Source organism: Deltaproteobacteria bacterium (assembly GCA_016875395.1).
Classification (GTDB): domain Bacteria; phylum Myxococcota_A; class UBA9160; order UBA9160; family UBA6930; genus VGRF01.
In genome coordinates, this window is sequence record VGRF01000004.1 from 98508 (window position 1) to 111260 (window position 12753).

11 protein-coding genes are annotated in these 12753 nt (G+C 69.2%); 3 read left to right on the forward strand and 8 right to left on the reverse strand.

Features of this window, described 5'->3' with window-relative positions:
• Positions 1-2 precede the first annotated feature (2 nt).
• The 3 genes from FJ091_05040 to uvrB all read right to left on the reverse strand — a co-directional run bounded on the left by FJ091_05040 (position 3) and on the right by uvrB (position 3178).
• Complete coding sequence (locus FJ091_05040; protein MBM4382717.1) at positions 3-314, reverse strand: hypothetical protein; 312 nt, start codon at positions 312-314, stop codon at positions 3-5.
• 69 nt (positions 315-383) lie between these two features.
• Positions 384-806 (reverse strand): low affinity iron permease family protein, encoded by a 423-nt coding sequence (locus tag FJ091_05045; GenBank protein ID MBM4382718.1) that lies wholly within the window; start codon positions 804-806, stop codon positions 384-386.
• 365 nt (positions 807-1171) lie between these two features.
• The gene (uvrB, locus tag FJ091_05050) at positions 1172-3178 is read right to left on the reverse strand and encodes an excinuclease ABC subunit UvrB (GenBank protein ID MBM4382719.1); all 2007 of its coding nucleotides are present in this window, start codon (positions 3176-3178) and stop codon (positions 1172-1174) included.
• A gap of 69 nt (positions 3179-3247) precedes the next feature.
• On the opposite strand from uvrB, the gene FJ091_05055 reads away from it, so the two are divergent.
• Complete coding sequence (locus FJ091_05055) at positions 3248-5209, forward strand: DUF3604 domain-containing protein (GenBank protein ID MBM4382720.1); 1962 nt, start codon at positions 3248-3250, stop codon at positions 5207-5209.
• 90 nt (positions 5210-5299) lie between these two features.
• Here FJ091_05055 and FJ091_05060 read toward each other — a convergent pair whose 3' ends face one another.
• The 4 genes from FJ091_05060 to ispD all read right to left on the reverse strand — a co-directional run bounded on the left by FJ091_05060 (position 5300) and on the right by ispD (position 9327).
• Entirely contained in the window at positions 5300-6502 is a 1203-nt protein-coding gene (locus FJ091_05060; protein MBM4382721.1) for an amidohydrolase, read from the reverse strand.
• 217 nt (positions 6503-6719) lie between these two features.
• On the reverse strand, positions 6720-8141 hold the full coding sequence (locus FJ091_05065; GenBank protein MBM4382722.1) for a cysteine--tRNA ligase: 1422 nt from the start codon (positions 8139-8141) through the stop codon (positions 6720-6722).
• Positions 8138-8629: a 2-C-methyl-D-erythritol 2,4-cyclodiphosphate synthase gene (locus tag FJ091_05070; protein ID MBM4382723.1), complete on the reverse strand. Its 492-nt coding sequence runs from the start codon at positions 8627-8629 to the stop codon at positions 8138-8140. The genes FJ091_05065 and FJ091_05070 overlap by 4 nt, the downstream gene beginning before the upstream one ends.
• Positions 8626-9327: a 2-C-methyl-D-erythritol 4-phosphate cytidylyltransferase gene (gene ispD / locus FJ091_05075; GenBank protein MBM4382724.1), complete on the reverse strand. Its 702-nt coding sequence runs from the start codon at positions 9325-9327 to the stop codon at positions 8626-8628. Before ispD ends, FJ091_05070 begins: the two co-directional genes overlap by 4 nt.
• 157 nt (positions 9328-9484) lie before the next feature.
• Here ispD and FJ091_05080 point away from each other — a divergent pair, with 157 nt between their 5' ends.
• Together FJ091_05080 and FJ091_05085 are read left to right on the forward strand one after the other, a co-directional pair.
• On the forward strand, positions 9485-11107 hold the full coding sequence (locus FJ091_05080; GenBank protein ID MBM4382725.1) for a TolC family protein: 1623 nt from the start codon (positions 9485-9487) through the stop codon (positions 11105-11107).
• 255 nt (positions 11108-11362) lie between these two features.
• Entirely contained in the window at positions 11363-11710 is a 348-nt protein-coding gene (locus tag FJ091_05085; GenBank protein MBM4382726.1) for a polymer-forming cytoskeletal protein, read from the forward strand.
• A gap of 63 nt (positions 11711-11773) precedes the next feature.
• Here FJ091_05085 and secF read toward each other — a convergent pair whose 3' ends face one another.
• Positions 11774-12748 carry a protein translocase subunit SecF gene (gene secF, locus FJ091_05090; GenBank protein ID MBM4382727.1) on the reverse strand — a complete coding sequence of 325 codons (975 nt, stop codon included), beginning with the start codon at positions 12746-12748 and terminating at the stop codon, positions 11774-11776.
• Positions 12749-12753: the final 5 nt, after the last annotated feature.

Consider the following 12753-nt stretch of genomic DNA (forward strand, 5'->3'; position numbering starts at 1 on the left):
TCTCACTTGAGCCTGCGCAGCTTGACCCACTGGTAGTAAGAGGAAGAGCCCGGCACCGAGCCGCCCTGCCCCATTCCGTACTGGAGCTGGAAGCCCGACTCCGCGCTGTCCACGATCTTCTTGAAGGCCTCGATCTTGCGGCCGGGGTCGTCGGGGTTCAGGCCGTGGAAGACGAGGTCGACCTGCGCGCGCGACGACAGCACGTTCAGCACCGTGACCGCGAGCGTGAAGACTTTGCCGATGCCCTCGACCGCCTCCACCGAGAAGCGCGGCACCTCGACCTGATCGAGCGCGAACGAGTATTCGAGCCGCATCGCGAGCCCCCCGGACTTGTTGGGCGCGCAAGTTGCCCAGCGCTCGCGCGCGCTGCAAGGCAAATCGCTTCAGCGCGCCTCGGGTGTGTCCGTGTCGCTCCCGCCGCGGGAGAGCTCCACGCGTGCCCGGCGCGCGAGCCCGACGTAGGCCGCGCGAATCTGTTCCAGCTCGTGCTCCTCGAGCTCCTCCAGGTCGAGCAGCGCGTTGTGCGCGCCGCGCGTCGCGCGCAGCAGCTCGTCGAGCTTGATCTGGATCGCCTCGGAGTCGCGGTTCTGCGTCGCCTGAATCAAGAACACCATCAGGAACGTGACGATCGTGGTGCCCGTGTTGATCGCGAGCTGCCAGGTGTCGCTGTACGCGAACAGCGGGCCGGTCACGAGCCAGAGCGCGATCACGCTGACCGCGAGGCTGAACGCGAGCGGACGCCCCGTCGCGCGCGAAGTCGCTTTCGCGATGCGGGTGAAGAGCGAAGTGGACTTGGTGGGACGCATGAAAACCTCCGACGACGAGAGCTTGCCTGAGGCCCGCGTTGACTCATGCGGGATTCGCGCCTTCACTTCCGCCCGTGACCGAGCCCGCCGAGCGCCGCCTCGCCGCGATTCTCTCCGCCGACGTCGCAGAAGCGCGCGGTTCGCGAGAGAAGAGATCACTCCGAGCAAGCCTCCTGCAATCCGCCTCCTGCGATTGCGCCGCAGCGCCGCTCGCCTCCTAGCAACCAACACGCGCGCAGCGTTGCGGATCGGTCGGCTCAACGCCGACCGATCCGCACTCTCCCCGTAAGGGGCACGAGCGAACGCAGAAGCAAGAGCAGGCGCGGCGGTGCCCCGAACGAGCGACGCGACCCCCCCCCAACAACTCAGGTCCGCGCCAGCCGCTCCGCCTCGAGCTGCTTCACTCGATCCCGTATCTCCGCCGCCCGCTCGTACTCGAGCTTCCCAGCCGCTTCCTTCATCTCCCGCTTCAGCGCCGCGATCACCAGCGGCAACTCGTGCCACGGCACATCCGCTTCGCGCTTCTTCTTCTCCGCGCGCGTCGGCACCGTCACGTAGTCCTGCTCCCAGATCGAGTCGCGCAGGCTCGCGATCTTCTTCACCACGCTCTTCGGCGTGATGCCGTGCTCCGCGTTGTAGGCGAGCTGCGCGTCGCGCCGGCGATTCGTCTCCGCGAGGGTCTCACGGATCGAGTCGGTCTCCTTGTCGGCGTACAGGATCACGGTGCCGTTCACGTTGCGCGCGGCGCGGCCGATCGTCTGGATCAGGGAGCGCGTCGAGCGCAGGAAGCCCTCTTTGTCCGCGTCGAGGATCGCCACGAGCGACACCTCGGGGATGTCGAGGCCTTCCCGTAACAAGTTGATCCCCACCAGCACGTCGAACACGCCCTCGCGCAGCTCGCGGATGATCTCGGTGCGCTCGATCGTCTGGATGTCGCTATGCAGGTAGCGGACCTTCACGCCGTGCTCGGCGTAGTACTCGGTCAGCTGCTCGGCCATGCGCTTGGTCAGCGTCGTCACGAGCACGCGGTCGCCGCGCGCCACGCGCGCGCGAATCTCGCCCAACAAGTCGTCGACCTGCCCGGTCGCTTTGCGGATCTCCACCTGCGGATCGACGAGGCCCGTGGGGCGGATGATCTGCTCGACCACCACGCCGTGGCACTTCGTGAGCTCGTATTCGGCGGGCGTCGCACTCACGTAGATGCGCGTCTTCGCGCGCGCCTCCCACTCGTCGAAGCGCAAGGGGCGATTGTCGAGCGCGCTGGGCAGGCGGAAGCCGTACTCCACGAGCGTCTCCTTGCGCGCGCGGTCGCCGCGGAACATCGCGCCGATCTGCGGCACCGAGACGTGGCACTCGTCGAGGAACACGAGCCCTTCGCTGGAGAAGTAGTCGTAGAGCGTGTACGGCGTCTCGCCGGCGCTGCGGCCGTCGAGCCAGCGCGAGTAGTTCTCGACGCCGGGGCAGAAGCCCATCTCCTCGAGCGACTCGAGGTCGAACATCGTGCGCTGCTCGAGGCGCTGCGCTTCGAGGAGCTTGCCCTGCTCGCGGAATTGGCGGAGCCGCTCAGCGAGCTCGTCGCGGATCCCCGCGACCGCCTTCTTGATGCGCTCTTGCGTCGAGACGTAGTGGCTCGCGGGGTAGATCACGGTGCGCTTCGGTCGGCCTAACACCTTGCCGCGCAGCGGGTCGATCTCGGCGATCGACTCCACCTCGTTGCCGAACAGCTCGATGCGCACGCCGCGCTCGCTCTCGTACTGCGGGATGACCTCGATCACGTCGCCGCGCACGCGGAAGCTGCCGCGCTGGAAGTCGTGGTCGTTGCGCGTGTAGAGCATGTCGACCAGGCGGCGCAGCAGGTCGTCGCGCTCGATGCGCTGCCCCACTTCCACGAATGCCAGCATCGAGCCGTAGGTCTCGGGCGAGCCGAGGCCGTAGATGCACGAGACGCTCGCCACCACGAGCACGTCTTTGCGCGTCAGCAACGAGTGCGTCGCGCTGTGGCGCAGCTTGTCGATCTCGTCGTTGATCGACGAGTCCTTCTCGATGTAGGTGTCGCTCGAGGGGATGTACGCCTCGGGCTGGTAGTAGTCGTAATACGAGACGAAGTACTCGACGGCGTTGTTGGGGAAGAGCTCCTTGAACTCGGCGTAGAGCTGCGCCGCGAGTGTCTTGTTGGGCGCCATCACGAGCGCGGGGCGGTTCAGCGCCTCGACCACGCACGCCATCGTGAAGGACTTCCCGCTGCCCGTGACGCCGAGCAGCGTTTGGTGCTGCGCGCCGCGCTGCACGCCTTCGACGAGCTCCGCGATCGCGCGCGGCTGATCGCCCTGCGGCTTGAACTCGCTCACGATCTGGAAGCGCTCGGAGGACATCGGCGCACCTTAACTCCGCGCGCGACTTCGCGGCGGCGCGTGGCACAGTCCCGCGCGGAGGGACTCCGCATGCAGCGACTCGCTCTCGCGTCGTCGGCTGCGCTCGTCCTTGCGTGCGGCGTCCCCGATCCTGGGAAGCAGCCGTGGGTGCCGGACTCGCAGCCTGCGCAGAAGCGCGCAGCGGCGCCGCGCGAGGCGTGCGCGCAGCGCGATCCGCTGCGGCGCGCGCTGTTCGGCGACCTGCACGTGCACACAGGGGTCTCGATGGACGCCTGGGCCGAGGGCACGATCGCGACGCCGGACGACGCCTACCGCTTCGCGCGCGGCCACGCGCTCGGAATCCCGCCGTTCGACGCCGAGGGAAGGCCCGCGGCCGTGGCGCAGCTCGAGCGGCCGCTCGACTTCGCGGCCGTCACCGATCATGCGGAGTGGATGGGAGAGACCTCGCTCTGCAGCGACCCGAGCTCGGACGTGTACGACACCGATTCGTGCAGGATCGGCCGCGGCGAGGAGCGCTCGTGGGTCGCACGCGTGCTGCGCCTCAAGGGCTTCCGCGCGCGCATCGCGGGGCTCGTCGCGTTCGTCGGCCGCAACGAGGAGATCTGCGGCGAAGGCGCCGCGCGCTGCCGCGCGCGCACGCGCACCGTGTGGGAGGAGAATCAAGCCGCGACCGAGCGCTGGACCGACCGCAGCGCCGCGTGCGAGTTCACCACGCTGCACGGCTTCGAGTACAGCCGCTCGCCCGCGTCCACGAAGATTCACCGCAACGTGATCTTCCGAAACGAGATCGTGCCCGAGCTGCCGATCTCATGGATCGACACGCCAGAGGAGCCGGAGTTCTGGCGCAAGCTGCGCGCGCAGTGCGTCGACACCGATTCGGGCTGCGACGCGATCGCGATTCCGCACAACCCGAATCTATCGAACGGGCAGCTGTTCGCGATCTGGTACCGCGACCTGCCGCTCGAGGAGCAGCGCGAGCAGGCGAAGCTACGCGCCGGGCTCGAGCCGCTCGTCGAGATGGTGCAGAACAAGGGCGAATCGGAGTGCCGTAACAACTTCGCGGGGGTCGTCGGCGGGCCCGACGAGCTGTGCGGCTTCGAGAAGACGCGCGACATGGCAGCCGATCTCGAGGACTGCGGCGAGGGCACCGGCGAAGGCGCGCAGGCCGGGCGCGGCTGCACCTCGCGCCTCGACTACGCGCGCTACGCGCTGATCGAGGGTCTCAGAGAGCGCGAACGAATCGGCGTGAATCCGTACGAGGTGGGCTTCATCGGCTCCACCGACACGCACCTCGGCAACCCCGGCGACGTCGCCGAGCGCAGCCACGTCGGCAGCTTCGGCGAGACGCCGGAGGAGGCGCTCACGGTGGGGAAGAACCTGCGCGCGACCGCGTACACGAGCGCGGGCGGGCTCGCGGGCGTGTGGGCGGAGGAGAACTCGCGCGACGCGATCTTCGACGCGCTCGCGCGGCGCGAAGCGTTCGCGACGAGCGGCACGCGCATCCAGCCGCGCCTGTTCGCGGGCTGGGACCTGCCCGCCGGTGTGTGCGGGAGCGGCGAGCTCGTCGCGACGGGCTACGCGCGCGGCGTGCCGATGGGCGGCAGCGTGCCCGCGCGCCCGTCGGCGGACGCCAAGCTCACGTTCTACGTCGCCGCGCAAGGCGACCCGCTGAGCGCGCCGCTGCAGCGTCTGCAAATTGTGAAGGCGTGGCACGGGGAAGACGGCGCGTTCCACGAAGCCATCTACGACGTGGCGGCCGCGCAGGGCGATGCGGCGCTCGACGAGAACACCTGCGAGGTGCGCGGCACGGGGCCCGCCGCGCTGTGCGCGACGTGGAGCGACCCCGAGCTCGATGCCACGCGCGCTGCGGTCTACTACGCGCGCGTGGTCGAGGCGCCGACCTGCCGCTGGACCACGTGGAAGTGCAACGCGCTGCCCGAGGGCCAGCGCCCCGACGGCTGCTCGCACCCGCGCATCCAGCGCACGATCCAGGAGCGCGCGTGGACCTCGCCGGTGTGGTTCACGCCGTAGCGGCGCGGTCATTTCGGCCGGGCCGAAATGACCGGTCAAATCGGCCCGGCCGAAACGTCCGCCTGCCGCGCCGGGGCCGCGCGCGCTCGCCTAGCGAAACGCGTTCGTGTGCACGTGCTGCGGGATCTCGGCGGGGCCGAGCGGCACCGAGATTTGCTCGGGCGTGGGGCCGCAGCGCGCGACGATCGGCGCGAGCTTCGCGAGGTCGAACTTGTAGAGCTTGGCGGCGTTCTCGCCGAGGATCATGCGGCGCTCGGCGTCGGGCAGGTCGTGCATCGTGTGCCGCAGCGACTTCAAGTTGTTGGGGTACGTGCCCTCGTAGTGCGGATAGTCGTTGCCCCAGCACAGGTGATCGAGCCCGATCTCGTGTCGGCCCGCGAGCTCGCCACGCGAAGGCGCGGAGGCGCCGTAATAACAATTCCGCTTCGCGTAGTAGCTCGGCGGATTCGGTGGCATCGCGCCGTCGGCGAACTGGAACTCACCGACCGCGCCGCTGCGCACGCGCTCCCAGATCCCGTCGAGGTTCTTCAGCGTCGCCGGCACCCACGCGCAGCCGCTCTCGGTCACGATGTACTTCAGCTTCGGGAAGCGCTCGAAGATGCCGCTCAGCAGCATGTGCGCGTAGCTGCGCGTCGAGAACCACGGCGTCTCGAGCAGGCGGATCGGCAGCGAGATCTTCCACGGGCCGTAGTCGGGCGAGCCGGTGCCGCCGTGGTGGTTGAGCACGACGTCGTGGTCCTGGCACACGGCCCAGAAGCGATCCATGTCGGGCGAGTACAGCGGCGCGATGTGCGTGCAGTCGGGTGGCACGTGGGGCAGCAGAATGCCGCCGCGCAGACCGGCCTTCGCGGCCCACTTCACTTCCTCGATCGCGGCATCGATGTCGTTCAGGTAGATCACCGCGATGCCCGCGCGCTGATCCGGGAACTCCGCGCACCAATCCAGCAGCCACCGGTTGTGGGCCTTCACGCCTTCCCAGCGCAGCGGGTAGTCCTCGCGCGAGGGATTGCCGCAGATCAGCACGCTCGTCTTGAAGAAAGGCGGCACGGTGTTCGGAAAGATGATCTCGCCCGCGACGCCCTCGGCCTCGAGGTCGCGCATGCGCTCCGTGTCGTCCCAGTTCTTGTGCTTCTTGGAGCCGATGTGCTGCTTCTGCGGATTGCGATACGTGCCGCGCCATTCGTCGAAGAGCGCCTGATGCTTCGCGTCGAGGTAGGGCTTGTACCCCTCGACGCTCGCGCCGGCGTGCGTGTCCGACGAGATCAGCGTGTACGGCGTGTTGTTCGCGGTCATGGCGACTCCTTGGGGCGCGTTCCGACCCGTAGGGTTCGGACGCAGCGTCCGAACGTACGCCGCCTCGTCAGACTGCGCAGGGGGGAAAGTCAGACGGCCGGCAGCCAGGAAGCCGAGCGGGCGCGGATCGACCGGGGACGTTCCGCAAGAAAGTAAAGAAAAGGGGGGAGTTTCTTTACTTACTTGCGGAACGTCCCCGAAAACCGCGCATCACGGGTTACTTCGGCCCCCGCCTCCACTTCGCGCCCTGAGGCGTGTCCACGATCGTGACGCCCTCGGCGGCGAGCGCGTCGCGGATGCGGTCGCTCGTCGCGAAGTCGCGCCGCTTGCGGGCGGCCTCGCGCTCGGCGACGAGTGCGTCGATGCGCGGGTCGCTCTCTTCCGCGGGCGCGGGCGGCAGCTCGGCGGTGAGCAGATCGAGGCCGAGCCAGGCGTCGAACTCGGCGAGCAGCGCGCGCTGGTCGGCAGGTGTTAGGTCGGGCGCGCGCAGCATGAGGGTCGTCTCGGCGAGCGCGCGCGGCGCGTTCAGGTCGTCGCGCACCGCGTCGTGGAAGCGAGCGCGCCACGGGGCGATGCGCGCGGCGTCGGCGGCGCCGGTCGCCGCGCGCGCGGCGGCGGTGCTGGCGAGCAGACGCCGGTAGCCGCGGTCGGCGCTCGTCATCGCGTCGTCGCTGAAGGACTGCTGCTTGCGGTAGTGCGCCTGCAAGAAGAAGAAGCGGAACGACAGCGCGAGGTGGCCCTGATCGATCAGGTCCTGCAGGACGTAAACGTTGCCCTTCGACTTCGACATCTTCTCGCCCTGCAGGTCGAGAAAGTCGTTGTGCATCCAGACCGAAACCCAAGGATGCAAGCCGAGCGCCACTTCGCTCTGCGCCACTTCATTCGTGTGATGCACGGTGAAGTGATCGACCCCGCCGGTGTGAATGTCGAAGTTCGCGCCGAGATACTTCGTGCTCATCGCGGAGCACTCGATGTGCCAGCCGGGGAAACCGCGGCCCCACGGCGCGTCCCACTCCTGCTGCCGCTTCACTCCCGCCGATGCGAACTTCCAGAGCGCGAAGTCGGCGGGATTCCGCTTGCCGGGCACGTCCGCGATGCGGCTCGCGCCGTGCTGACCCGCGAGATCGAGCTGCGCGAACTCGGCGTAACGCGGGAACTTCGCGACGTCGAAGTAGATCCCGTCGTCGATCCGGTAGGTGACGCCGCGCGCCTCGAGCTTGCGGATCATCTCGATCTGCTCGGCGACGTGCTCGCTCGCCTTGCACAGCACATCCGGGTCCGCGCAGTTGAGGCGCCGCCTGTCCTTCAGCCACTGCGCAGTGTACTCCGCCGCGATGTCGAGAGCGCGACGCCCGGTCTTGCGCGCCGCCGCCTCCATCTTGTCCTCACCGGCGTCGGCGTCGTCCGTGAGGTGGCCCACATCGGTGATGTTGATGACGTGCGTCACGCGCAGCCCCTCGGCCAGGAGCGCGCGCCGCAACAAGTCGGCGAACAGATACGCCCGCATGTTCCCGATGTGCTGCGGCGAGTACACCGTCGGGCCGCACGAGTAGACGCGCGCGTGGCCGGGCTCGATCGGGACGAACGGCTCCTTGCGCCGCGTGCGCGAGTTGAACAGCTGAAGGCGCGCCTCGCTCACGTCGCCTCCGCAGGCACGAGCAACACCACGGCCTGCGCGGCGATGCCTTCGCCGCGCCCGATCGCGCCGAGCGCGTCGGTGCTCGTCACCTTCACGTTCACGTCGGCCTCGCTCGCGCCCAACAACTCGGCCACGTGCCTGCGCATCGCGGGCTGATGCGGCGCGAGGCGCGGGCGTTCGGCGATCACGGTCGCGTCGAGATTGCCGAGCGCGTAGCCGCGCTCGCGCGCGAGGCGGAGCGCGTGGCGCACGAACTCGGCGCTCGCGGCGCCCTTCCAGCGCGGGTCGCTGCTCGGGAAGTGCGCGCCGAGGTCGCCGAGGCCGAGCGCGCCGAGCAGCGCGCTCGCGATGGCGTGCAGCAGCACGTCGCCATCGCTGTGCCCGGCGAGCCCGCGCGCGTACGGGATCTGCACGCCGCCGAGCACGAGCTCGTAGCCTTCCGCGAGCTGATGTGCGTCGAAGCCGTGGCCGATGCGCGCATGCTTCACGGGCGCACCGCGAGCAGCCGCTCGGCAATCGCGAGGTCCGCGGCGGTGGTGATCTTCAGGTTGTCCGCACTGCTCATCACCACTCGCACTGCAACTCCGAGCCGCGCAACGAGTGCCGCGTCGTCGGTCGCGACGATGCCGTCGCGTTCGGCTTTGTCGAGCGCCTCGCGCAGCAAGCTCACGCGAAACACTTGCGGCGTCTGCGCGGCGACGTGCTCCTCGCGCGCCGGCGTCGCGGCGATCGCACCGTTCGCGATGCGGTGGATCGTGTCGCGCAGCGGCGCCGCGAGGAGTGCCGCGCCGTGCTCGCGCGCAGTCGCGATCACGCGCGCAACGTCCGCGGGCGCGACCAGCGGGCGCGCGGCGTCGTGCACCGCCACGAGCAGGACGTGGGCTGGCAGCGCCGCGAGCCCCGCGCGCGCGGAAGCCTGGCGCGTCGCGCCGCCTACGACTGGCGCGGCGACCCGCGCTGCATCTGCGAGCTCGCGTGCAATCTCGGGCCAACGCGCGAGATCGTCTGCCGGGAGCACGGGCTGCACGAGGTCGACCGCGCCCGAAGCGAGCAGCGCGTCGATCGAGCGTGCGAGCAGCGTCTGGCCGCCGAGCCGAACGAACGCCTTCGGGGGCAGAAGCGCGCCCGCGCTCTCGCGCAGCCGCGCGCCACTGCCAGCTCCGAGCACGAGCGCCGCCGTCGTCATGGGCGCATCGTAGGAATGAGGCCCTCGCCTTTCACCCGCGCTGTCCCGTTTCGCGCCTCGCTGCGCTCCCGCGATGCCGGTACCGTGCCCCGCTCGCGCCTGAGAGCTCGATCTGGGGGAACTGCCGATGCGTTCTGCACTTGTGTTGGCGTGCGCCATGAGCGCGGCGTTGGGGCTGTCGTCCGCGGGGGTTGCGCAGGAGGAAGCCGCGCCCGCGGCCGATGCTTCCGGCGCAGACCCGAGCGCTGCGACCGATCTGTCTCTCCCGCCGCCGCCTACGGGCCAGCTGCCGCTCACGCTGCGCGACGCGATCGCGCGCGCGCTCGAGCGCAACACCGACGTCGAGCTGTTCCGCTACGACCCCGCGATCGCGGACTATCAGCGCCGCGCAGCGTGGGGCGTGCACGAGCCGACCTTCTACGGAAGCGCCGATCACCGCGACAGCAGCCTGCCGATCGCTTCGATCTTCCAGGGCTTCGGCTTCCTGCTCGAGGAAGACACGCGCGGCTCGACCGGCGTGAGCGGCGTCCTGCCGATGATCGGCTGGCAGTACGACTTCGGATACAGCGGGTCGCGGCTCGAAACGAGCTCGGGCATCGCGAGCCTCAACCCCGAGTACCGCGCGAACGTGACCTTCGCGCTGAGCGCCCCGCTCTTGCGCGGCTTCCTCTTCGGCCAGCCCTGGGTGGGCGTGCGCCTCGCCGCGAAGGGCAGCGAGATCGCGCACGAGAGCTTCCGCAAGAACCTGATGGACGTGGTGCGCGGGACGGAAGACGCGTACTGGACCCTGTCCGCGGCCTCGCGAAATCTCGAGGTCGCCAAGAAGAGCCTCGAGACCTCGCGTGCGCTCTTGAAGCAGACGCAGGCGCAGTTCCAGGTGGGCGTCGTTTCGAAGGTCGAGGTGACCGAGGCCGAGGCGGGCGTCGCGCAGCGCGAGTTCCAGCTGATCGCCGCGGAGAATCTCTACCGGTCCTCGCAAGACCGCGTGATCGACATCGTGTTCGGGCCCGCGCTCTCGCCCACCTCGAGCCTCGAGATCGTCGTCGCCGACTCGCCCGAGAACTATCAGAAGCTCGACGTGGACCCGACCGTCGCCACCGAGAAGGCGCTCCGGAACCGCCCCGAGCTGCTCGTGGCCGAGCGTCAAGTCGAAGTGCAGCGGATCCGCACCAAGTTCGCGAAAAATCAGCGCTTGCCGCAGGTCGATCTGGTGGGCAGCTACGGCACCCACGGCCTCTCGGGCGTGGGGCAAACGGTGAACCTCGGCACGATCGTGTTCCCCCCGATCGCGGGCCCGGATCAGTACGGCGACACGCACGACGACTTCTTCCAGGGCGATGACAGCCGCACCTGGACCGCGGGCGCGCGCGTGTCGGTGCCGATCGGCAACACGACCGCGCGCTCGAACGTGCGCATCGCCGAGATCGAGCTGCACAAGGCGGAGACGTTCGTCGACCGCACGCGGCAGGCGATCGTGGCCGAAGTGCGCGACGCCGTCCGCAACCTGCAGAGCGCCATCCAGGGCATCGAGGCCGCGGAGCGGCGCCGCGTCGCGGCGGCGGAGCAGCACCGCGCAGAGCAGATTCGCCTCGAGCACGGCGAGTCGACGCCGTTCGACGTGCTGCTGCGCGAGTCGCAGTTGGTCGAGGCCGAAAGCCAGAAGATCGCGGCGCTGCGCGTCTATCACGCCTCGGTGGTCGCACTCGATCGCGCGCAGGGGACGCTGCTCGAAGACCGCGGCATCGCGGTCGAGAGCGTGAAGCGCTCGCGGCTCGAGTAGCCCTGCGCACACGTGATGCAGCGCACGGCGACCGAATGCGTCGCACGTCACGCTTTGCGCCGTTAACGTGCCGAGCTTGCTGAAGACGGAGATCCCCCTGTGAGCTTGTTCGGTAAACGCGACGGTGACGCCCCGACCCCGCCGCAAACCGGCGCGCGTCCCGCGAGCGCGCCTCGGGGCCACGCCACTGCGCCTTCGCCCGAACCGACCGTGTCGTTCTTTCGGTCCGAGCCGGCGCGCACGCAAAGGGAAGTCATGGCCAACATCGGCAAGTCGATCTCGATCAAGGGCGATCTCACCGGCGACGAGGACATCCAGGTCGAGGGCACGGTCGAAGGCCGCGTCGACCTGCCGAACAACCAGCTCACGGTCGGCGCGGAGGGCCGCGTGCGCGCCGAGGTGCACGCCAAGCTCGTGGTCGTGATCGGCCAGGTGAACGGCAACATCGTCGCCGCCGAGCGCCTCGAGGTGCAGGCGACCGGCGTGATTCACGGCGACGTGAAGGCGCCGCGCCTGATCGTGCACGAGGGCGCGGTGATCAACGGCTCGATCGAGATGAGCAAGGCGCCGACGCCGGCGAAGATCGCGCTCGCCACGGGCTGAGGATCCTCGCCGCCGCGCTCGCGTTCGCGTTGACGAAACGCGCGGGCGGCGAGCGGCGCCGCGCTAGCGCTTCTTGGCCGCGACCTTCTTCACTGGCGCGTTCTCGCGCTCGAGGCGGCGCTGCTCCAGCAGCAGGGCGATCGGCGACGCGATGTAGATCGACGAGTAGGTGCCGACCACGATGCCGATCGTCATCGTGAGCGAGAAGTTGCGCACCACCGGACCGCCGAGCACGAGCAGCGCGATCACGGACAGCATCGTGACGCCGGACGTGATCAGCGTGCGCGAGAGCGTGTGGTTCACCGACTCGTTGATGACCGCGGCCATGTCGCCGTGGCCGTGCACTTCGATCGTCTCTCGGATGCGGTCGTAGACGATGATCGTGTCGTTCAGGCTGTAGCCGACCAGCGCGAGCATCGCGGCGAGCACGGTCAGGTCGAACTCGCGGCCGAGCACGACGAGGATCGCGGAGGTGACGAGCACGTCGTGCACGAGCGCGATCACCGCGCCGGGTGCGAACGCCAGCGAGAAGCGGAACCAGATGTAGACGAGGATCAGGCCGAAGGAGATGAAGAGCGCCTTCAGGCCCGCGTTGCGCAGCTCGGCGCCGGCCTTGGGGCCGACGAACTCGACGCGCTCGACCTCGAGGCCTCCGACCTTGCTGGCGAGCGCCTCCTGCATCGCGATCACGCGATCGTTTTCCGCCGTGATCCGGCCGCCCTGGTCGGGCGCGCCCTCGATCTTGCGATCCCCTTGGAAGCGGATCAGGTAGTCCGTCGCCTCGCCGTAGCGCACCACGCTGAGGCCGGGCAGCAGCTTCTCGTCGAGCGCGCCGGACACCTTCGCTTCGTCCACCGCGCTCGCGAAGCGCACGTGCGCCTCGGTGCCGCCGGCGAAGTCGACGCCCACCTTCACGCCGAAGAGCGCGGCCCAAACCGCGCCGATCACGATCACGCTGATCGAGATCGCGACCCAGCGCCGGAAGTACGAGATGAAATCGATCTTGGTGTTCGGCCGGATGACTTCGAAGAACTTCACGACGA